The organism is Bacillus sp. 0102A (assembly GCF_036765155.1).
In the GTDB taxonomy this organism is placed as follows: domain Bacteria; phylum Bacillota; class Bacilli; order Bacillales; family Bacillaceae; genus Bacillus; species Bacillus subtilis_G.
Genome location: NZ_JBAIZW010000002.1, coordinates 63,672 through 85,370, shown reverse-complemented (window position 1 = coordinate 85,370; position 21,699 = coordinate 63,672). Strand labels below are relative to the sequence as shown.

Genomic DNA, 21,699 nt, shown 5'->3' with positions numbered 1-21,699 from the left:
GGTACTTATTTGGGAGGAAAGTATGTCAATTTTAACAATAACTGAAATCGTGTTAGTGGCAACTATATTAGGATTATTTGCTTGGACTTTTAAAAAAGAAAAAAATGCTGATGAAAACGTGTTTAATTATGCTAGATATATGATTTATTTGCTTGTAGCAGAAGTTGCAATGTTTGTGATATTTCAAATTGTTTAAGTTAAAACATATATTGTAAGGGATTTTAAGGAAGGATCTAGATAATGTTGTAGAAGCATTCATCATGAAAGGGGTTATAAACATGCAAGTTTTAAGGATCTTTATTGTTCATGTCTTGTCTGCGTTATCAGCTGCTGCTGTTTATGTTTTTGGCATTAATTATGATGGCTACTATCCATACATTCTAATAAGTGCTATTCTCTATATCTTTTATTTAATCTTTGCAGCCCCTGTACAATACTTCTTAAATCGTAAACCAAAAAGGTTTTACCTGAAATATTTACTCATATACTTATTCTTTTCCTTCTTAGTATGGTTATTCTTCGCTTTAATCACTGATCCAATGAACACCTTAGGGATTCTATTATCATATGAAATTTACTTATTTAGCATTTCATTTGCTTTTATCTTTTGGGTCTGGGACTCAGTGTTTCTGCAAAACAAGGCAAAGACAGCAATCTAAGTTATCACAATCTACAAGCTCATGATACATTTAAGGAATAACGGTAAAAATTGGATTTGACCTCATGAAGAATAATTCAGAATGGATTTACTGTATTTTGAAAGGGGTCGAGTAAGGTGAATAGAAAAAAGGATGAAATACAAAGAAAATATAGGGAACAAATGAGAGAGAAGACAGAACAAGAAAAAAAAGATGGCAGTTCACATACTTTTGAGATTGTTGTTGTACTAGCCATCATTATATTGCTGATATTCTTTAATTCAGTATTCAAAGCTTTTTAGATAAAAGAATCGTTAATTGTAAAAATGCAGGCTATTTTTTAAAAAAGAGCCCAGTGCAGTCAAACCAATTCTAAGTACTAATGCTTCAATCTTTCTGATTAGAAAAAAAGGGGTTAAATGAGTTTGAGGATATTCACCATATGGAAGAATTTGAGGACTTGAAACTTCAAGGGGCAATTAATGCTTAAATAATGAATCACTACATATTGGGGATATAAAAAATGAAATTAAATAATGAATTTATAAATATAGCTAAAACTCTTAATAAAGAGTTAGACACTATTCCATTATTATAGGGCTCTTTAGGTCTTGAAAAGGTAACTGGGTTGGATTTTTCCCCAGAAGATATTGATATCCTTATTCCTTTAATTTTTTTAGAGGAAAAGTGGGAAAAACTAAAAAAAATTATGGAACTGCAAGGCTATAAAATGGTTGATTTACATGAGCATGAATTTAGGAAAACTAATACTAAAATAGGCATTGCGTACATAGAGGATTTAAAACCATTTGCAGATGTAGACTATAATAACCTAGAGATTTTTGAAGATTACGGAGCGAGATATCATTTGCTAACTATTGATGATTATCTCAAGATTTATAATAAGTCTTTGTTAGATGGCTATAGAAGAACAAAGAAGAATAATAAAGACCAAAGTAAAATTAACATATTGAATAAACTGATACAGAATTAATTTCTGTTTTTAATAACAAACTTATGTTTGAAGCAATGTAGCAGTATTTGATAAAAAATACAATTTCTATTACTTCCAGTACTAATAAAAGTTTAATTTTAAAGTGGAATACCAATCTCTCAGTTAAATAAAATAAGAGTTTTAAAAAACTTATTTGTAAAGTGAAATTATAGTACGGTTAAGCACTAACTATATCTATCTTAGTTGAAAATAATATTCAGCATGCAAAAAATATAGGTGCAGGCTCTTTTGCCTTTTGCTCTTGTCTTCATGAGTGTTTGATAATCAGTCTAAATCATTTGTTCGTTTGCTTATTTTAGACCGTATTCTGACGCTGAATTTTTATCATCTCGCCTGCAGTTTTTGCGCTTATTCTCAGCAGAAGGTAACTCATCTTTAAAATCTTCTTTTGATAAATATCTAAGGTCATGACGTCTTCTGTTAAGACATAATGGAATTTGATATTGAAATAACATTAGCCAAATCATGTTCTAAGATTCTTCTATGTAGATAAGTCGGCCTCCTCCAAGCTACCAAGAATACACTCGTTAAAGAAGCAATTTTAATCAAGATCAATTGATTGGTCAGCAATGCCAGCCTAATCTTCATAAAATGATTTTATGTATTGGCACTCCTGAAAGCTCGCTATCTAAGCAGTTTTGAATATGTCCCAAATATAAAGTATCCTGTATATACCATAGTGGGTATATCAGCCACTATAGCCGAGAGTTCCCTGTAAGGAGGACAACGCTGTGCGGAAAGCTTTAAGACGTTTATTCAAGATACAGAAAAATCAAAGTCCAGACGCTGATGGCTATTTGCATATTCTAGATAAGAATATAAATCTAGAATTAAAACAAAAAATATATGCGTTGGAAGGCTTAGGGGAAGTAGTAGCAGAAAAACTGCAACGTAAATATACAGATGTTTTTGAAAGTCAGGGCAAACGTAACCTTAGCATCAAAATTTGTAGAGATATAGATATAGATGGAGATGGGATTAGTGATTTAACAGCTGAGAGGTGCTTGGAAAAAGAATACCGTTCCCAAATCATAATTAATTATGGAACTGTAACAGCCAATGAAGATGAAGATATGAACGCATTTACAATTGATTTATGGTATTTCTACGGTGGATTTATAGGAAGCGGTTGTGGAACATTATTCGATTTAAATAATAATGACTTAGAAAAGGAAATTGAAGAGGTACTAATTTTTTTACTCAATGACAAACAATCCGAGAAATAAGAAGAAAGCCATAAAGGGCTTTCCGTTAACTGGTTATGTTTTTAGCGAATAGAAAAGCCCCGTAAGAGAGCTTTGAATTTATTGCATGTACCTAATTATGTGCATGATGAGAAGGTGGAATGATCACTTTAAGTTTCAAGCTTTGATGCGTATTCAGGAAATAAAGACTGGAAACTTTGTTTTAGTTTTAAATCGATACTGGATGAAGAATACATAATTATAATTAAATCCCTTTATGTTTTTCGGTAACTGGATCCATCTATAGTGTAAAAATTATTCGTGTTTTATGTGCCAAAAGTTTAAATTAAATTTTCGAAAGAAAAAATTGTTAAGCTTTCAACCGCCTATACCCGAAAAACATAGAAGAGCAGTCCCTATAGCGGAAAACAAGCCTTTTTTATGAGGAACCGCTTAATAAGTGTTATTCTCTTTATCTGTTATTTAATCTTTGCTGCGCCTGAAAAAGAAGGTGAAATCAATATTTTTCTCAAGCCGATTTAAATTTTCTGAAAAAAACGTTGAAAAAGCTGAAAGGATTTTATAATATTAAATCAAGTTAGTTTGTTTGGCCAACAAACTAATGAGGCGAACTTACGGTTGTCCATAAGATAAGTTCTTATTCAATATGGATGAAAGGGGGAAGAGCCTCGACGAAAAACAGATGAATTTCCTGCTTGCTGATCACTATTTAGATGATGATAATGCTCAGTAAAGTAAACCACTAGAATTTTTACACCTTTTTGAAAGCGCTTTTATAGAACGCTGGGCATAAGTCTGGAGATATTTTTTCCATTTCTTACTGTTCCATATTAAAGGATCGAAAAGGGGAGTAATCATGCTCAGTGAAAATGTAAAGAAGATTAGGATGGTTGAAAAAGTTGGATATGCGTCTGGGGATTTCGCATGTAATTTAATTTATGCAACGGTGTCTACTTACCTTTTGTTCTTCTATACAGATGTATTTGGCTTATCGGCAGCAACAGCCGGTACGATGTTCTTAGTGGTTAGAATAATTGACGCCCTCGCTGATCCTTTTATCGGAACAATAGTAGACAGAACGAACAGCAGATTTGGACGCTTTAGACCGTATCTTTTATTCGGAGCTTTTCCATTTGTCATACTGGCCATACTCTGCTTTACAACCCCAGATTTTTCGGAGATGGGGAAATTAATATATGCCTATATGACCTATGTTGGCTTGTCGCTTACATATACAACGATAAACGTTCCATATGGCGCGTTAACTTCTGCAATGACTAGAAATAATCAAGAAGTTGTTAGTATAACATCTGTTCGTATGTTATTTGCGAATCTTGGAGGACTTGTCGTTGCTTTTTTTGTCCCCTTACTGGCTGCCTATTTAAGCGATACTTTCGGTAACGAATCTCTTGGCTGGCAACTAACCATGGGTATTTTGGGAACGATAGGCGCGTTCCTTTTAATCTATTGTTTTAAAAGCACAAAAGAGCGTGTCACTCTTCAAAAATCTGAAGAGAAAATTAAATTCTCTGATATATTTGAGCAATTTCATGTGAATCGTCCGCTTGTTGTATTAAGTATTTTCTTTATTATCATTTTCGGAGTGAATTCAATAAGTAATTCAGTTGGCATCTATTACGTGACGTATAACTTAGGAAGAGAGGATTTAGTGAAGTGGTACGGTTTGATAGGAAGCTTGCCTGCATTGGTCATTTTACCGTTTATTCCAAAGCTTCATCAACGATTGGGGAAGAAGAAATTACTAAACTATGCATTATTACTGAATATAATCGGCCTCCTAGCTTTACTGTTTGTTCCGTCAAGTAATATATACCTCATACTCTTCTTTCGATTAATCGCTGCTGCTGGAAGTCTCACTGCCGGGGGATATATGTGGGCGCTCATTCCTGAAACAATAGAATATGGAGAGTATAGGACTGGGAAAAGAATGGGCGGGCTCATATACGCTATCATCGGATTTTTCTTTAAATTTGGCATGGCCTTGGGAGGGGTTGTACCGGGATTGGTTTTAGATAAGTTTGGATATGTGGCAAATCAGGCCCAAACGCCGGAGGCATTAACGGGAATTTTAATTACAACTACCATTATTCCCGTGTTCTTACTGGTTTTAGCCATGATTGATATTCATTTCTATAATTTAGATGAGAAAAAATATAAAAACATGGTACGAGAATTAGAGAATAGAGATAAAGTTTATTTGGACAACATTGATGAATTCAAAGCTTAAACATTGATGAGTGAAAAGAAAATAGCTGAGGAGGAGTCCCAAATGAAGATTATCAATCCAGTACTTAAAGGATTTAATCCCGATCCAAGTATTTGTAGGGTAGGAGAGGATTATTATATCGCTGTATCTACATTTGAGTGGTTTCCAGGAGTACAGATACACCACTCAAAAGATTTAGTGAATTGGCACTTAGTTGCACATCCATTACAGAGAGTTTCACAATTAGACATGAAAGGAAACCCTAATTCAGGTGGGGTTTGGGCGCCATGTTTAAGTTATAGCGACGGAAGGTTTTGGCTGGTCTATTCGGATGTTAAGGTCGTAGATGGCGCTTGGAAAGATTGTCACAATTATTTAGTGACTTGTGAAACGATTAATGGTGACTGGGGAGAACCGATTACATTAAATAGCTCGGGGTTTGATGCATCTTTATTTCATGATACAGATGGAAAAAAATATTTATTAAATATGTTATGGGATCAGCGTATTGATCGGCACTCATTTGGAGGAATTGTCATACAGGAGTATTCTGATAAGGAGCAAAAATTAATTGGTAAACCGAAAGTTATATTTAAAGGAACGGATAGGAAGCTGACGGAAGCTCCGCACCTTTATCATATCGGGAACTATTATTATTTATTAACTGCAGAAGGAGGAACTCGGTTCGAACACGCTGCTACAATTGCCCGTTCTTCAAATATTGAAGGGCCATATGAAGTTCATCCTGATAATCCACTCTTAACATCGTGGCATGCTCCAGAAAATCCACTGCAAAAATGTGGACATGCCTCCATTGTTCAAACACAAACAGGTGAGTGGTATTTAGCTCATTTAACGGGACGTCCTATTCATCCTGACGATGGTTCCATTTTTCAGCAGAGAGGATATTGCCCTTTGGGCAGGGAAACAGCTATTCAAAAACTCTATTGGAAAGATGAATGGCCTTATATAGTTGGTGGAAAAGAAGGAAGTTTGGAGGTAGAAGCCCCTGCTGTATCAGAAAAAATGTTTCCATCAACCTACCCGGAGGTTGATGAATTCGAGGATCCTACATTAAATATTCATTTTCAAACGTTAAGGATCCCGTTTACAAATGAATTAGGTTCATTGACTCAAGTGCCAAATCATTTGCGATTATACGGCCATGAATCATTAACCTCGACATTTACTCAGGCATTTGTAGCCAGACGTTGGCAAAGTCTCCATTTTGAAGCGGAAACTGCAGTTGAGTTTTATCCGGAGAATTTTCAACAAGCTGCCGGATTGGTGAACTATTACAATACTGAGAACTGGACGGCTCTTCAAGTCACGCATGATGAAGAACTTGGCCGTATTCTTGAATTAACGATATGTGATAACTTCTCTTTTTCACAGCCATTAAAAAATAAAATTGTGATTCCTCGTGAGGTAAAATATATATATTTAAGAGTAAACATTGAAAAGGAAAACTATTATTATTTCTATTCGTTTAACAAAGAAGATTGGAGAAAAATTGACATTGCATTGGAATCGAAAAAATTATCAGATGATTACATCCGTGGAGGAGGCTTCTTCACAGGTGCTTTTGTAGGAATGCAATGTCAAGATACCAGCGGAAATCATATTCCGGCCGACTTTAGATATTTTCGTTATAAAGAAAAATAATGTACACGTGAAAAAGGAGACTTCTATTGAAGAACTCCTTTTTCATAGGAGAAGGTATGTTTAATAAAATGGTCTTATTCAACATTACACCAACAAAACAAAAACTCATCTTGGAAGATAAGCGTAGAACATAGAGTTTTGTGCAATTTAGTCATGTAACGATATCTAGAAAATGTTCAATAACAATCGAAGACATTCCTAATGCCGGTGCATTCTTTCCTAAGGAAGATGGCAATAACTCATAGCTATTGGCCAATTGGGAATAAACCCTTGATGACACTTCACTTCTAATTGAATTTAAAACCATTGGATGCGATTCGATGATGCTGTTTCTTAAAATGACGGCTTGTGGGTTGAAAGTATTTAAAATATTGGTAAGGCCTATGCCTAAATAGAATCCAAAATTTTGTAGAGCATTTAAAGTTCCAATATCATTCAGATGGGCGAGGTCTATGATATCTTGAGTGGACACTTTTTTCTCTTTAGCCTGGAGAGATGTTAATAAAGCCTTCTCGGATGCATACAATTCCCAGCATCCTCGGTTTCCGCAACTGCATTTAGGTCCATTAAAGTCTATTGTCATATGTCCCATTTCTCCGGAGAATCCGCTTACACCTCTATATAAATGATTGTTGATAATGACGCCGATCCCTATTCCTGTACTGATGCTTGCATAAATAATGTTATCGTGATTTTTTGCAGCACCGAATACTTTTTCTCCATATGCACCGGCATTTGCCTCATTTTCAATAAAAACAGGAACATTGAACTTCTCTTGGATGAAAGGTTTTAAGTCAATATTTCTCCAGTTGGAGTTCGGAGTGAAAACAATTTTTTGATTTTCATCAATGAGCCCAGGCACGCATATGCCTATCCCAATAAGCCCGTACGGAGATTGTGGCATATGTGTCATAAAGTGATGAATCATATTAACTAGAATGTCTTTCGTTATTTCTGGAGAATTGCATTCCAAATGGTGGTGTTGATCCAGAACGATCGTCCCTTCAAGGTCTGTTAAAATGCCATTAATATAATCCACACCAACGTCTATTCCTACGGAGTATCCAGCCTTTTTATTAAAAACAAGCATGACAGGTCTTCTGCCGCCGCTTGATTGTCCCTGGCCGATTTCAAATACAAGATTTTCTTTCATTAATGTGTTTACCTGTGATGAAACAGTTGATTTATTTAAACCAGTTCTTTCAGATAATTTAGCTCTTGAAATAGGTGAGTTCTTAAGTATTTCTTTTAATAATAATTTTTGATTTACTTTTTTGACAAAGGTTTGATCTGCGATATCCACTTCATCCACTCCATTTGTATAACCTCTAAATTAAGTAAAAATTTTATGTGTTTAGTATGAAACATGGTACATAGCGAATCTTACCCTTATTATATCTAATGTGTTCATAAAAAACGAAAAAAATATTGAAAATGCGGATGAGGTTATATAAGATAAAAATAAGTTAGTTTGTTTGAACAACAAACTAATAAATAATCTACTTACAATATGGCATAAAATGCGCCTGAATTTATTTTTTAAGGGGGAAATCACATGGCTCAATCTCATTCTAGTTCAGTTAACTATTTTGAAAGCGTAAACAAAGTGGTTTACGAAGGGACAGATTCCACTAATCCTTTAGCATTTAAATATTATAATGCTCAAGAAGTAATCGGCGGAAAAACGATGAAAGAGCATTTGCGTTTTTCTATTGCTTATTGGCATACATTTACCGCTGATGGCACAGATGTTTTTGGAGCGGCTACGATGCAAAGGCCGTGGGATCAGTATAAAGGAATGGATCTGGCCAAGGCGAGAGTAGAAGCAGCATTTGAGTTGTTTGAAAAACTGGATGCGCCATTTTTTGCTTTTCATGACCGAGATATTGCACCCGAAGGAAGTACGTTAAAAGAGACGAATCAAAATTTAGATCGTATCGTGAGCATGATGAAAGAGTACATGAGAACCAGCAACGTTAAGCTATTATGGAATACTGCAAACATGTTCACGAATCCACGTTTCGTCCATGGTGCCGCGACTTCCTGCAATGCAGATGTGTTTGCGTATGCTGCAGCACAAGTAAAAAAAGGGCTAGAAACAGCAAAAGAACTTGGCGCCGAGAATTATGTGTTTTGGGGCGGCCGTGAAGGATACGAAACATTGTTAAATACCGATTTAAAATTTGAACTTGATAATTTGGCAAGATTTATGCATATGGCAGTGGATTATGCGAAGGAAATCGGGTATACAGGGCAGTTTTTGATTGAACCAAAACCAAAGGAGCCGACCACTCATCAATATGATACAGATGCAGCAACAACCATTGCCTTTTTGAAGCAATATGGCTTAGACAATCATTTTAAATTAAATCTCGAAGCCAATCATGCCACATTAGCCGGACATACATTCGAACATGAATTACGCATGGCAAGAGTACACGGTCTTCTTGGCTCTGTTGACGCGAACCAAGGTCATCCTCTTTTAGGCTGGGACACGGATGAATTTCCGACAGATTTATATTCCACGACATTAGCAATGTACGAGATCCTGCAAAATGGCGGCCTTGGAAGCGGCGGATTAAATTTTGACGCAAAGGTCAGTAGATCTTCTTTTGAGCCTGATGATTTAATATATGCCCATATTGCGGGGATGGATGCATTTGCAAGAGGATTGAAAGTAGCTCACAAATTGATCAAAGAACGTGTGTTTGAAGATGTGATTCAACATCGTTATCGCAGCTTTACTGAAGGGATTGGTCTTGAAATTACAGAAGGAAGAGCTAACTTTAATACACTTGAGCAATATGCGCTAAATAATAAAACAATTAAAAATGAATCTGGCAGACAGGAACAATTAAAAGCAATATTGAACCAATACATTTTAGAAGTATAACAGATGGAAGAGAAGCTCCATATCCTGCCGTAAAAGATATAGCAGGATAGCCAAGTTACCTGAACTACCCGTCATGATTCCTTACCTCTTGATTATTGATATGACGGGTAATTTCTAAAATTCGGATTTATGTAGAGTGAATGGTTTTTAAAGGGTTAAGGAGTGAAAATATGAAGTATGTCATTGGAATAGATCTTGGAACGAGTGCTGTTAAAACCATTTTAGTTAATCAAAACGGCAAGGTTTGTGCAGAAACATCCAAAGAATATCCGCTCATCCAAGAGAAGGCGGGATATAGTGAGCAAAATCCTGAAGACTGGGTGCAGCAAACAATTGATGCATTGGCTGAATTGGTTTCTATATCTAACGTTCAAGCCAAGGATATTGACGGAATAAGCTATTCAGGACAAATGCATGGGTTAGTACTGCTTGACCAAGACAAACAGGTGTTACGTCGTGCCATTCTTTGGAATGATACCAGAACGACGCCTCAATGTAACAGGATGACCGAGGAATTTGGCGATCATCTGCTTGACATCACAAAAAACCGTGTTCTAGAAGGGTTTACATTACCAAAAATGTTATGGGTGAAGGAACATGAACCTGAACTTTTTAAAAAAACAGCTGTTTTTTTGCTTCCGAAGGACTATGTGAGATTCCGTATGACTGGTGCGATTCACACCGAATACTCCGATGCAGCAGGAACTTTACTTTTACATATTACTCACAAGGAGTGGAGTGATGATATTTGCAATCAATTTGGTATTTCTGCAGCTATTTGTCCTCCGCTTGTTGAATCTCATGAACTTGTAGGATCGTTGCTTCCCAACGTTGCGGCGGAGACAGGACTATCGGAAAAAACAAAAGTGTACGCTGGGGGAGCAGATAACGCTTGTGGTGCTATCGGAGCCGGTATTCTCTCTTCCGAAAAAACACTATGCAGTATTGGGACATCAGGGGTCATACTTTCCTGCGAAGAAGGCAATGAAAGAGATTTTAAAGGGAAAGTGCATTTTTTTAATCATGGAAAAAAGGATTCTTTTTATACGATGGGGGTCACGCTTGCTGCAGGATACAGTTTGGACTGGTTTAAAAGAACGTTTGCACCAAACGAATCGTTTGAGCAATTACTGCAGGGGGTGGAATCTATTCCGATAGGGGCAAATGGACTATTATACACTCCTTATTTGGTTGGCGAAAGAACGCCGCATGCGGATTCTTCTATTCGGGGAAGCTTGATCGGAATGGATGGAGCTCACAAAAGAGAGCATTTTTTGAGGGCAGTAATGGAAGGCATCACCTTCTCTTTACGTGAATCAATTGAGCTATTTCGCGAATCGGGTAAATCAGTTCATACTGTTGTTTCTATCGGTGGGGGAGCTAAAAATGAAACGTGGCTTCAAATGCAGGCAGATATTTTCAATGCGAGGGTGATTCAATTAGAAAATGAACAAGGTCCAGCCATGGGGGCCGCTATGCTAGCTGCCTTTGGGAGTAGGTGGTTTGAATCCCTTGCAGAAGGTGCAGAGCAGTTCATTCGTGAGGCTGCTGTATTTTATCCAAAGGAACAAAATGTTCAAAAGTATAAAACACTATTTGATTTGTATAAGAAAATTTACACTCACACAAAGGATCTCAATTCGGCTTTGAAGAGCTTTCGAAAAGCCGAATGAAAAGTGCGGGACGAAATGTCAGGTGATCAACGGAAGAACAATTAATGAAATTGTTTGGTGAAAAAATAAATATTGCAATTCTATTTCCCATCAAAAAACATAAAGCGATTACATTCTAAATGAAACTTTTTAGGGGGATAGCAGGAACGACAATATAACTACTATGTATTTTGTTTCCTTGTTTTGGAAGGTGGTGAGAAAAACAAATCATCACGGTAAGACCTAAATACAAATTAATCAAACAGGAGGGTTACCAAATGAAACAAAAAAGAATGAGGTTTTTGTTGGCAGCTTTATTTAGTCTGGCCCTGACATTACCTGCCTGGTCCGCACAGGCGGCAACTACAATCACTTCAAATCAAACCGGCACCCAAGATGGCTATGATTATGAATTGTGGAAGGATCATGGGAACACCAGTATGACGCTCAATAGCGGCGGCGCGTTTAGTGCCCATTGGAATAACGTTGGGAATGCGTTATTCCGAAAAGGCAAGAAATTCGATTCAACCAAGACTCACTCACAACTTGGAAACATATCAATTCATTATAACGCAACCTTCAATCCAGGCGGAAATTCCTATCTGTGTGTGTATGGATGGACGAAGGACCCGCTCGTTGAATATTATATCGTCGATAATTGGGGCACCTATAGGCCGACGGGAACGCCAAAGGGTACTATTACTGTTGATGGGGGCACATATGACATTTATGAAACGATTCGAATCAACCAACCCTCTATCATAGGTAACGCAACATTTAAACAGTATTGGAGTGTCCGGCAGACAAAACGAACGAGCGGAACTGTATCTGTCAGCGAACACTTCAAGAAGTGGGAAAGCTTAGGAATGCCAATGGGTAAGATGTATGAAACTGCGCTTACGGTAGAGGGATATCAAAGTAATGGCAGTGCCAATGTAACTACAAATGTACTGACTATTGGAGGGAAAAGCAGATAATCCTTTTCGTTTTGTGATTCAAAACCTGATTTGGTATCCGTCCAAACTTTTGGTTCACGATGAAATCGGAAATATGTTTACACACAAATAAGCCCCTCACGTTAATGTAAGGGGTGTTTTTTATGATCTATACTATCTGTTTCTATATCATTCAACAAGCTTAAAAAGCACGATTGACTCTATCTATAATGAGTTACTAAAACAGATAAAAAATATTAAGTATTATAAAACATCTACTAATCCCTTTTGATCAATGAGACGCTGTGTGTCTTAAACAAATTCAAGAAGATAAGCGTGCAAAGCAGAAAAAATACACAACTAGGGAAGAGATCACACAAGGAGTGCGGTCTTTTACAGAGCGGAAACATTCCCTCAAAGATTAAGAGAACTTGGTTCTGGGTTAAGTGTTTTTTCCTTTGGATATTAAACTTTGTGATTGGTTTTGTGTACAAATTCATGCCGGAAACAAAGGGGCGTACATGTAAAGAAAGCAAAGAGCATTTTCGTTCTCGACACGATAAAAATACCATGAAAAATCAGTTCTTAAGGTATATCAATCATTAATTTGGCGCATTATATCTCTCAGTTTATAGGAGATTGGTTTCGGAAAAGTAAAATCCCCCGGTAGAGGAATCTTGGTCAGCATTAAGTATTTGCAAAAAACGCACGTAAAATCCTACACGTACATTACTGGAGTTGATACCTTGATAATCTCGCCATCTCTTATATAAAAACGAGGGATGCGGCGGCTTAATGTTGACACCACTTCGTAGTTAATCGTATTAAGCATGTCAGCAACTTCATCAACGGTGATCTCAGCTCCTTTTTGCTGACCGTAAATCACGACTTCCTCTCCTTGTTTACCTTCACCGTCCTCACCTAAACTAACCATGATCATATCCATTGTCACTCTCCCCGCCACTCGCACTCGTCTTCCGCGATGAAGAACAATTCCGCGATTGGAAAGTTCACGAGAATAACCGTCAGCATATCCGACCGGGAGTGTAGCGATGACTTCATCGGGTTCTGCGATGTATGTAGCACCATAGCTAACGGTTCGGGGTTTTGTCCGCATGGTTTTCACATAAGCGATGCGCGCCTTTAAACTTAATGCAGGTTCAAGCTTAACGAGGTTTAGTTGTTTGATATAGTCTGAAGGATATAAGCCGTACATGCCGATGCCTAAACGAATCATATCAGCGCTATATTCAGGAAAAGCGATTGCCGCAGCCGTATTGTTCATATGTACGGTGGGCAATTCAATGCCTTGATTTTTTAAAAAGCTGAGAAAACTGATAAATTTATCGTGCTGCAGCTTGGTTAATGTGGTGTCTGGTTCATCAGCTGTTGAAAAATGGGTATAGATACCTGCCCATCTTAGGAATTTACTTGCTGTTAATGCTTTCACTACTGCTAAAAGTTCTTCTTTTGTGCGTAACCCTAATCGGCCCATACCGGTATCTACATTAATATGAATACCCAATCGGTCAGTACTCTCTTCGTTTTCCAATATCTTGTTCGCTTTTTGAATCCAATCAACCTGAAATGCTGTTAACTCAATATTCCAAGCCGCTGATTTTTTCACACAACTAAGGGATGTAAAACCAAGCACAAGGATAGGTGCTGTAATTCCCGCTTTTCGTAAAACGATTCCTTCCTCTACGCTGGCAACAGCGAGCTCACTCGCCCCGTGTTCCAGGGCATGGCGCGCCACTTCTACAGACCCATGACCATAACCGTTCGCTTTTACGACAGCCATAATTTTGCTCTTATTTGGAATATGACGGCGAATCGCTCGTAAATTTTTTTTTATGGCATCAAGATCGACTTCGATCCAAACTTCTCGGCAAAGCTTTGTCATCATCGCTTCCTTCCTTCTTATGGAATAGTAAAAAACGCATTTTACCGCAAAAATAAATGTTAATTGCTGGATGTGTTCAATCTTATTTTATTCAACTTCATTTGAAATCATTCAACAGTAAATCCATGGTATACGAGAAGGTGATCATCGATGCCGAAGTTGTACATAAATATTTTCTTTCAATGTTCTATAACCCAAACGTGAAACAATTCTGGCTTCCGGAAAAATTCCATCAAACGGAAATCTCCCCGGATAGACGTACTCTGGAAAAACAAGCAGGACACTTATATGAAGGTACTTATCCGGGCTAACTTATCTTGGAGGACGCGTATTGTTACTGAACATTGGATGCGACTTTAAATGAGAAGATCTGATAATTTGCAAAAGAAGATCGGTGAAACGGCAGTCAATTCCTTGTTCCATTAACCTAACATCAGAGTATATAATTAAATTCATATTCAGAAAATCGTTTAAGTGAGGGATATACATGAAAAGGGGAGTTCATTTTTAAATACCGAATGAATATGGGGATTATTTATGGAGAATACTGCAGCCGTTAGAAATAGCTAATTATATGTGGCAAACGAGTGGGGAATCCTATTTTGTTGGAGATGGAGAGCTCGATGATGAGGAGCTCTTTAATGATTACGCGATTGTTGAAGGGACTAACTTAGCGAATCGATTAAAAACAAATCAGTACTATACCATTTTCGTTGAACTGCAAGCATTTCCACTTGGAAAAACGGTTAATCAAGTCCAGACATACGAAAAGTTTGTTGGCAGTGATTGCGAACTTGTCCTTTTGATAGCAGATAATAGCTATGTCTCAATTTACTGTAAAAACAAAAATGCCATTGAAAAACTTTACTTCAATGCATTAAAGAATAATTTTGAAGACGTTCAATTTATAACTGATGAAAATGACACAAGAACAGGCCTTACAGTATGATAGTTAATATTTTTAAAGGAGCTAATACATATGACAATGCAAATAAAAATTAAATATCTAGATGAAACCCAAACGAGAATCAGTAAAATTGAGCAAGGAGATTGGATTGATCTCAGAGCTGCTGAAGATGTAGCAATTAAAAAAGATGAATTTAAACTTGTCCCGTTAGGTGTAGCTATGGAATTGCCTGAGGGTTACGAAGCACATGTCGTTCCCCGTTCAAGTACATATAAGAACTTTGGTGTTATTCAAACAAATTCAATGGGTGTTATCGATGAATCGTACAAGGGTGACAGCGATTTTTGGTTCTTTCCTGCTTATGCATTGCGTGATACAAAAATTAAAAAAGGAGATCGGATCTGCCAGTTTAGAATGATGAAGAAAATGCCGGCAGTTGAATTGGTTGAGGTTAAACACCTCGGAAATGAAGATAGAGGCGGGCATGGTTCAACTGGGACGAAGTAAAACAATAACCTTGGCTGATTATCTGAAGGAGGATAATCATGGAGGTTAGCCAAGGTATATCTTATCGTATTCAAAAATGAATAATTTAATATGAAGGATTTAATTATAAAAAAATTTTAAAACGGGAAGTTTTGAAAAAGTGAAATCGTAATAACTAAAGTTGATAAAGAACCTAAAGATGTTAAAGAAACAATTTTTCGAATGCTTTGCTTTTTTGAAGGTTTACTTAGTTCTTGAATAACTGCACCCCATAAAAGCATGGATGCTAAAATTATAGTACTCATATACATATCAATGCTCCCTTTCTTACAGTTTTAACATTCTATCGATTTTACCATATTTAGGATAGAGATGTCGATGAAGATAAGCATCTCTATAAAAGAATACTTTTATGAAAGATATTAAAGTATAAAGGAAAAATAGTAATGACACTGATTTAAACCAAATTAAACGGTGTATGTATCAAACTGGCGGTAACTATAAGCTACGTGACAAACTATGTTATGGAGAAATACAGTGTAAAAGAGGGGCTGACTCCTCTTTAAATACACAGTGATTGGAATAAGAATTCATTTCATCTGCACGTGCTTAGTATTTGCGTTAATATTGTTTTCGTAATAAATTATGCCAAGTAACTGAAAATGAAAGAAGGATATGAAAGTCATGACTCAATTCGATAAACAATACAATTTAATTATAAAGGATATAATGAATAATGGAATCTCAGACGAAGAATTTAATGTAAGAACCAAATGGGACTCTGATGGAACACCGGCTCACACACTTAGTGTAATCAGTAAGCAGATGAGATTCGACAACTCAGAAATACCTATATTAACGACCAAAAAGGTGGCCTGGAAAACGGCCATTAAAGAGCTGCTCTGGATTTGGCAGCTTAAATCTAACGATGTTACTGAATTAAACAAAATGGGCGTATCTATTTGGGATCAGTGGAAACAAGAAGACGGCACCATCGGACATGCTTATGGATTTCAACTGGGGAAGAAAAACAGAAATCTAAATGGAGAAAAAGTGGATCAGGTCGATTATCTTCTTCAGCAATTGAAGAACAACCCATCTTCACGGAGACACATTACAATGCTATGGAATCCGGATGAATTAGACTCAATGGCCTTAACACCATGTGTATATGAGACACAGTGGTACGTTAAACAAGGGAAGCTCCACCTCGAGGTAAGAGCGAGGAGCAATGACATGGCGCTGGGGAATCCCTTCAATGTATTTCAGTATAATGTTTTACAGCGCATGATTGCTCAAGTGACTGGTTATGAGCTTGGTGAATATATCTTTAATATTGGCGATTGCCATGTGTACACACGTCATATAGACAATTTGAAAATTCAAATGAAAAGAGAACAGTTTGAAGCACCTGAATTATGGATCAATCCTGAAGTTAAAGATTTTTATGACTTTACCATAGATGATTTCAAGTTAATCAACTATAAACATGGGGACAAGCTTTCATTTGAGGTAGCGGTTTAATGCTGCCTCATTATTGATTAATAGGCAATCTTAATTTTATTAAGACATCTTGTAAATTGAGCTAAAAGATAAAACCATATATGCCAAAGACTCATATAAAAAAGTAAAGTTAATCTTATTTATTTAGAAGAAAATATCCTAATTTTGAAACTAGATACAAAGTAAAAGCGATCATTAAAGTTCTTGATATCACAATTCCATGAATAGCTAGATCATATCCAGCAGGTATCTACGCTTTTGTATTAAACATAAAATATATTGATATTAGAAGAGCTATAATAACCAAAAGCATTCCAAAAGGACCTGTTTTGTATTTCATACCAATTTTCCACCCTATATTTAAATGATATAAGCAAACACATAAGCTGTAGATTCTGATGATTATTTCTAATATAATCCGAGCTATGAACAGCATGCCGTTTTTTGTGTAATTGTCCTAATAAAACCGCCTGGCAATGCCGGCGGCCTTTTGCTGTTTCGTTTATTTATTAACAGAAATTGAAACGTTATTTCCTGAAACAGAAACATTTGCAAAATCCTGCGTATCTACCACAGGAGTGACGGCTTTATTGTCGATTGTAATGTTGTTAAAGGCTGTCGAAAAGGTTGCTTTGATGGCAGAACGCTGACTTTCATACGAAACAGCCGCGGTAGCAAGAGTTTTCCATTTTGAGATTGTGCCGATATTGGTTCCTTGGATTTCTGTGATAATCCGGCCTGTATACCCGTCATTGTTCGTTCCCCAAAGGGTCATGCGTGTATTGCCGTTCAAATTTTTATAGATTGTCATTTGGACAGTGCTTCCAGGACGAAAACCTTTGGTATATGTGAATTTGTCTTTTCCTTCGATGTACGTTTCATCATTTTTGGATCCGACCTTCATGAGAGGTTTCCAGACGTTGTATTGTTTGCTGTACTGAAGCCCGAGATCTGCCTCAGTTCCGCTTTTTGCGCTAAATCCTGAATAAATATACGGAGTAGAGACTGAGTCATCATTTTTTACGGTGTCAGGAAGCTTGATTTTAGCTGTGAAAACGGCGCCAGTACTGTTCAGATAGGCGCGGCCGCCGATTCCTTTAGGCAGCTGGGAAGCTGCTTTTGCGACCTGAGTGTCTGCCGCGGGCAAGCCAGGAATACCCGATGAAAGTGTTCCGAAAAGAACTGCTGTTCCTATTGCACCTGCAATCAATACTTTTTTCAACACAATTCCCCCTTTTGATAATGGTTTCGTCATTTATTATACCTTATTTTGGAACTGGATTTGTGGATATAAATCGACAAAATATTTCATATTGGGATTGTTTAAGGAGAGAAACTGCTCCTCCATTCCGACACTTTTAACATTATGATAATGAAAGGACCAGTTCACAATCGTTTTAAACGATTTGAAATCTTCCTCAAAATAAAAGTACAAATGCTTAAAGAAACGATAATCAAAAGAATGCCAGCTATCGTTTCCCAGGCTTTGAAAAAGAGGTGATGTTTCATAAATGTCTGTCCTTGCAAAATGATAAAAACACAGATACCGACTAAAAAAAGAAAACAAATACTTAGAGTTGTTAACGCTTTACGTGAGTATGTTTTCATTTCGTCTTTAACATACAGCAATACGAAAACAAAGCAGCTAACATTGGCAATCGTTCTTATCACCTCAAAGCTTTTCATTGCAAAAGATATAAATAGACAAAGTAAAATGAGATAAAATACTATGTTTTTAGACAAAGAACCTCTCCTTTTATGTATGGTCCTCAAAGAGTTTACAAAAGTTTCTTTGCACCTGCAATACTTGGAAGCAGCAACAAATACACACTAATATAAACTAATTAAACTATGTACTAAAAATTCAATATAAATTTAGACATCGTCATTAAGGAAAACTTCAAATTAAACCACAGCAAGTCAAACAAAAAAACCCGGTATTCAACCGGGGAAAAAGTGAAAATGAGGAGATGTTAATGGAATTTAGTAATGTTTCTTATGCTTTTTATACTCTACAACATAATCATAGTCTTTTTTGTCGTGGTCATAATATTTTTTGTCATAATCACAGTCGTAATCTTTTTTATCACGGTGATCGTAGTATTTTTTATCATATTCATAATATTTCTTATAATACGTTTTTTTGACCGTATAATACTCTTCTTTATATTTTTTGTAATAACCCATATATACTCCTCCTTTATTGTTCATACGCTTTATGATATGGCGAATTGATTGTGCGGCTTGGACAGTTACAATCATAGAAGGAAAAAAGGGCTGTCCAAAATCACTCAGAAAAATCCGATTTTTCATCGACCGCATCATTTATCTTATATTAGTTTATCTTCTATGTTTCTGAATCACTCTTTTTCTTACATTCTGAGTCAGTCTGCTGGTCGATTCTGATAAGGTTTATTCTGCACGAAGGGCGAAATGAAAACGAGGCCTTATGAAGAGGAGACTGCCTCCCAGACTTTCTGAATAGGCGCCCCCAGAGTAATGTTTTCCGTAATATCCCGTAATGGATTTTCATGATTTTGATCCATTTCGTTTACCTCTTGACAGATGATGTTTTTTCAATTAAATCATATAATAACTAATAAGATCATGGCCATCGTTTCATTATTTATTTGCAGTCAGTTCATGAACATTTCTGTCAAAGGGGGAGTTTTGCATGTATGAGAAAGAAAATACAGCGAGAGAGTGGAAAGTGTATATTTTCGTCTTTTTCCTGATGATTGTTTGTGCAGCTGCAATTGTTATTGTTGGAGAAAAAATCCGGTTCAACCAAATGGTTCTGCGAGGATTTGATGGGTTCATCAGTTTTGTTTTATTAGCCAACGTACTGTATTTCTGGAGGCGGAGCAAGGGGATCGCCTTTTTTTCAGGAGTTTTAGCTGTACTCAATTTCATGATGGTCATTTCTTTAAGTTAGAATCTAAAACAGGAGGTTTTTTATGCTTGGAAAAATCAAAGCAGCCATTGATAACAGTCCGGGAAAGCCGGCTAGGATTGTAGTCAGTGAAAAAACGTTTCAGCAACTGGAGAAAGAGATGCGTTTTGTTTACGTTTCTAAACCGAAAACGATAATGGGAATACCTGTGGAAGTGTCAGATCAGGCAGAAAGCTTCAAACTGGAATTTTAGTTGATTCCGAACTGAAAAAAGGCTCAAAATGAGCCTTTTTTTATCATATAGTTAAGATTCGTTATCATTTCAACCAAGCGCTTGCAAATATGGTTCAGTTTTTTATACTTAAGTGGAGTATTTCTGCTTTTTTTAAATGCTGAGAACATGGGAGGAAGCGATGCACGAACATAAGAGCAACAGCTTTAAAACGCTGATAGAAATTTTAACTGTTTCAACAAGACTTGGGTTTACATCATTCGGAGGTCCCATTGCTCATCTGGGCTATTTCTATGAAGAATATATTCGCAAAAGAAAATGGCTTGATGAAAAAAGCTATGCCGATTTGGTTGCTTTGTGCCAATTCTTGCCTGGTCCGGCGAGCAGCCAAGTTGGGATTGGGATTGGTGTTATGCGTGGCGGGTTACTTGGCGGTATCGTTTCATTTCTCGGCTTTACGCTGCCCTCTGTTTTGGCACTGATCATATTTGCTCTTTTATTAAAACATACCAATATAGAGCAAGCCGGATGGATTCATGGTTTAAAGATCGTAGCGGTCGCAGTTGTTGCCCACGCTATAGCGGGAATGGCTCAAAAACTGACGCCCGATGTCAAACGAAAAACGATGGCATTGTTTGCATTGATTGTATCACTTTTATGGCAAACCGCGTATACCCAAGCTGGCATTATCGTCATCTCCGCAGCGATTGGTTTTCTGGTGTTTAAAGAGTCTATCGACAAAAAAGAATCAGCTTTTCATTTTCCTATATCTAAGACATTCGGAACCGTGTGTCTTTCATTATTTTTCGGATTGCTTGTTCTTCTGCCCGTCCTTCGAGAAACTGCGGATTTGCGTTGGCTTTCTATGTTTGACAGCTTTTACAGGGCGGGTTCCTTGGTTTTTGGCGGGGGACATGTTGTATTGCCGTTATTGGAACAGGAATTTGTACCAGTTGGAATGATCAGCAAAGAAGCATTTTTAGCAGGATATGGTGCAGCACAAGCTGTACCGGGACCGTTATTTACATTTGCCGCTTATCTAGGTGCAGTCATGGGCGGCTGGCAAGGCGGAATGTTAGCTGCCATTGCCATTTTCCTGCCGGCGTTTTTGTTGATTTTAGGTACGTTGCCCTATTGGGATGTTTTGCGGAGGAACCCTAACCTAAAGGGAGCTCTTGCAGGCGTAAATGCAGCGGTAGTCGGAATATTAATTTCAGCTTTTTATTTTCCGATTTGGACAAGTGCGATTTTGAATCCAATTGATTTTGCGTTTGCGGCCGTATTGTTCAGTATGCTTGCTTATTGGAAACTGCCTCCGTGGGTTGTTGTAGCCACCGGTGTGATTGGCGGCTATCTTCTGAACCTTCTTTAACCTTGATTTCCTAAAGTATGATGAGACATTCATCATACTTTTTTTATTGTCAAAAAAGAGGAACATAAAAAATAGATGTATGGGAAAAATAATCCTATTAGAGAGAAAGGAATTGACAGATGGATAATATGATATCAACACTTACTGACTGGACAGTATGGTTTCAAGCATTC

20 protein-coding genes and 4 pseudogenes are annotated in these 21,699 nt (G+C 37.0%); 17 read left to right on the top strand and 7 right to left on the bottom strand.

Annotated features, from left to right (window positions below; genetic code table 11):
* Positions 1 to 22: 22 nt before the first annotated feature.
* From V6D41_RS05025 to xynB, 7 genes and pseudogenes are all read left to right on the top strand, one after another.
* Positions 23 to 196, top strand: a complete 174-nt coding sequence (locus tag V6D41_RS05025; RefSeq protein ID WP_333517482.1) for a hypothetical protein — start codon at positions 23 to 25, stop codon at positions 194 to 196.
* Between the two features lie 64 nt (positions 197 to 260).
* Entirely contained in the window at positions 261 to 659 is a 399-nt protein-coding gene (locus V6D41_RS05020; RefSeq protein WP_333517481.1) for a UPF0715 family protein, read from the top strand.
* 116 nt (positions 660 to 775) lie between these two features.
* Positions 776 to 940, top strand: a complete 165-nt coding sequence (locus V6D41_RS05015) for a hypothetical protein (RefSeq protein WP_202327644.1) — start codon at positions 776 to 778, stop codon at positions 938 to 940.
* A gap of 221 nt (positions 941 to 1,161) precedes the next feature.
* A pseudogene (locus V6D41_RS05010) lies at positions 1,162 to 1,632 on the top strand (hypothetical protein).
* Positions 1,633 to 2,384: 752 nt separating this feature from the next.
* A complete protein-coding gene (locus tag V6D41_RS05005) occupies positions 2,385 to 2,879 on the top strand; it encodes a hypothetical protein (protein WP_333517480.1) in 495 nt (164 codons plus the stop codon).
* Positions 2,880 to 3,714: 835 nt separating this feature from the next.
* Positions 3,715 to 5,106, top strand: a complete 1,392-nt coding sequence (locus V6D41_RS05000; RefSeq protein WP_333517479.1) for an MFS transporter — start codon at positions 3,715 to 3,717, stop codon at positions 5,104 to 5,106.
* Positions 5,107 to 5,148: 42 nt separating this feature from the next.
* Complete coding sequence (gene xynB / locus V6D41_RS04995) at positions 5,149 to 6,750, top strand: xylan 1,4-beta-xylosidase (protein WP_333517478.1); 1,602 nt, start codon at positions 5,149 to 5,151, stop codon at positions 6,748 to 6,750.
* A gap of 151 nt (positions 6,751 to 6,901) precedes the next feature.
* On the opposite strand, the gene xylR is transcribed toward xynB, so the two are convergent.
* Positions 6,902 to 8,053, bottom strand: coding sequence for a transcriptional repressor XylR (gene xylR, locus V6D41_RS04990; RefSeq protein WP_333517477.1), 1,152 nt, complete (start codon positions 8,051 to 8,053; stop codon positions 6,902 to 6,904).
* 252 nt (positions 8,054 to 8,305) lie between these two features.
* Here xylR and xylA point away from each other — a divergent pair, with 252 nt between their 5' ends.
* From xylA to V6D41_RS04970, 4 genes and pseudogenes are all read left to right on the top strand, one after another.
* On the top strand, positions 8,306 to 9,643 hold the full coding sequence (gene xylA, locus V6D41_RS04985; RefSeq protein ID WP_333517476.1) for a xylose isomerase: 1,338 nt from the start codon (positions 8,306 to 8,308) through the stop codon (positions 9,641 to 9,643).
* A gap of 170 nt (positions 9,644 to 9,813) precedes the next feature.
* The gene (gene xylB, locus V6D41_RS04980; RefSeq protein ID WP_333517475.1) at positions 9,814 to 11,316 is read left to right on the top strand and encodes a xylulokinase; all 1,503 of its coding nucleotides are present in this window, start codon (positions 9,814 to 9,816) and stop codon (positions 11,314 to 11,316) included.
* Between the two features lie 257 nt (positions 11,317 to 11,573).
* Entirely contained in the window at positions 11,574 to 12,272 is a 699-nt protein-coding gene (locus V6D41_RS04975; protein WP_333517474.1) for a glycoside hydrolase family 11 protein, read from the top strand.
* A gap of 358 nt (positions 12,273 to 12,630) precedes the next feature.
* Positions 12,631 to 12,836 (top strand): annotated as a pseudogene (locus V6D41_RS04970) (MFS transporter); the annotation flags it as partial.
* A gap of 112 nt (positions 12,837 to 12,948) precedes the next feature.
* Here the strand turns inward: V6D41_RS04970 and alr are convergent.
* Positions 12,949 to 14,133 carry an alanine racemase gene (gene alr / locus V6D41_RS04965; RefSeq protein ID WP_333517859.1) on the bottom strand — a complete coding sequence of 395 codons (1,185 nt, stop codon included), beginning with the start codon at positions 14,131 to 14,133 and terminating at the stop codon, positions 12,949 to 12,951.
* 511 nt (positions 14,134 to 14,644) lie between these two features.
* On the opposite strand from alr, the gene V6D41_RS04960 reads away from it, so the two are divergent.
* The 3 genes from V6D41_RS04960 to V6D41_RS04950 all read left to right on the top strand — a co-directional run bounded on the left by V6D41_RS04960 (position 14,645) and on the right by V6D41_RS04950 (position 17,050).
* Complete coding sequence (locus V6D41_RS04960) at positions 14,645 to 15,082, top strand: DUF2691 family protein (RefSeq protein ID WP_333517858.1); 438 nt, start codon at positions 14,645 to 14,647, stop codon at positions 15,080 to 15,082.
* A gap of 30 nt (positions 15,083 to 15,112) precedes the next feature.
* Positions 15,113 to 15,547, top strand: coding sequence for a dUTP diphosphatase DutA (gene dutA / locus V6D41_RS04955; protein WP_333517473.1), 435 nt, complete (start codon positions 15,113 to 15,115; stop codon positions 15,545 to 15,547).
* A gap of 663 nt (positions 15,548 to 16,210) precedes the next feature.
* On the top strand, positions 16,211 to 17,050 hold the full coding sequence (locus V6D41_RS04950; protein ID WP_333517472.1) for a thymidylate synthase: 840 nt from the start codon (positions 16,211 to 16,213) through the stop codon (positions 17,048 to 17,050).
* Between the two features lie 115 nt (positions 17,051 to 17,165).
* Here V6D41_RS04950 and V6D41_RS04945 read toward each other — a convergent pair.
* The 5 genes and pseudogenes from V6D41_RS04945 to V6D41_RS04925 form a co-directional block, all read right to left on the bottom strand.
* Positions 17,166 to 17,412, bottom strand: a pseudogene (locus V6D41_RS04945) (hypothetical protein).
* 119 nt (positions 17,413 to 17,531) lie between these two features.
* Entirely contained in the window at positions 17,532 to 18,254 is a 723-nt protein-coding gene (locus V6D41_RS04940) for a YrpD family protein (RefSeq protein ID WP_333517857.1), read from the bottom strand.
* Between the two features lie 161 nt (positions 18,255 to 18,415).
* Entirely contained in the window at positions 18,416 to 18,772 is a 357-nt protein-coding gene (locus V6D41_RS04935) for a YoqO family protein (protein ID WP_333517471.1), read from the bottom strand.
* Between the two features lie 240 nt (positions 18,773 to 19,012).
* Positions 19,013 to 19,216 (bottom strand): spore coat protein CotC, encoded by a 204-nt coding sequence (gene cotC / locus V6D41_RS04930; protein ID WP_087991446.1) that lies wholly within the window; start codon positions 19,214 to 19,216, stop codon positions 19,013 to 19,015.
* A 263-nt stretch (positions 19,217 to 19,479) separates the two neighbouring features.
* Positions 19,480 to 19,575, bottom strand: a pseudogene (locus V6D41_RS04925) (SRPBCC family protein); the annotation flags it as partial.
* Positions 19,576 to 19,703: 128 nt separating this feature from the next.
* Between V6D41_RS04925 and V6D41_RS04920 the strand changes: the two are divergent.
* The 3 genes from V6D41_RS04920 (at position 19,704) to chrA (ending at position 21,526) form a co-directional block, all read left to right on the top strand.
* On the top strand, positions 19,704 to 19,964 hold the full coding sequence (locus V6D41_RS04920; RefSeq protein WP_333517470.1) for a hypothetical protein: 261 nt from the start codon (positions 19,704 to 19,706) through the stop codon (positions 19,962 to 19,964).
* A 22-nt stretch (positions 19,965 to 19,986) separates the two neighbouring features.
* A complete protein-coding gene (locus V6D41_RS04915) occupies positions 19,987 to 20,175 on the top strand; it encodes a hypothetical protein (RefSeq protein ID WP_014113918.1) in 189 nt (62 codons plus the stop codon).
* Positions 20,176 to 20,335: 160 nt separating this feature from the next.
* On the top strand, positions 20,336 to 21,526 hold the full coding sequence (chrA, locus tag V6D41_RS04910) for a chromate efflux transporter (RefSeq protein ID WP_333517469.1): 1,191 nt from the start codon (positions 20,336 to 20,338) through the stop codon (positions 21,524 to 21,526).
* The last annotated feature ends 173 nt before the right edge of the window (positions 21,527 to 21,699 follow it).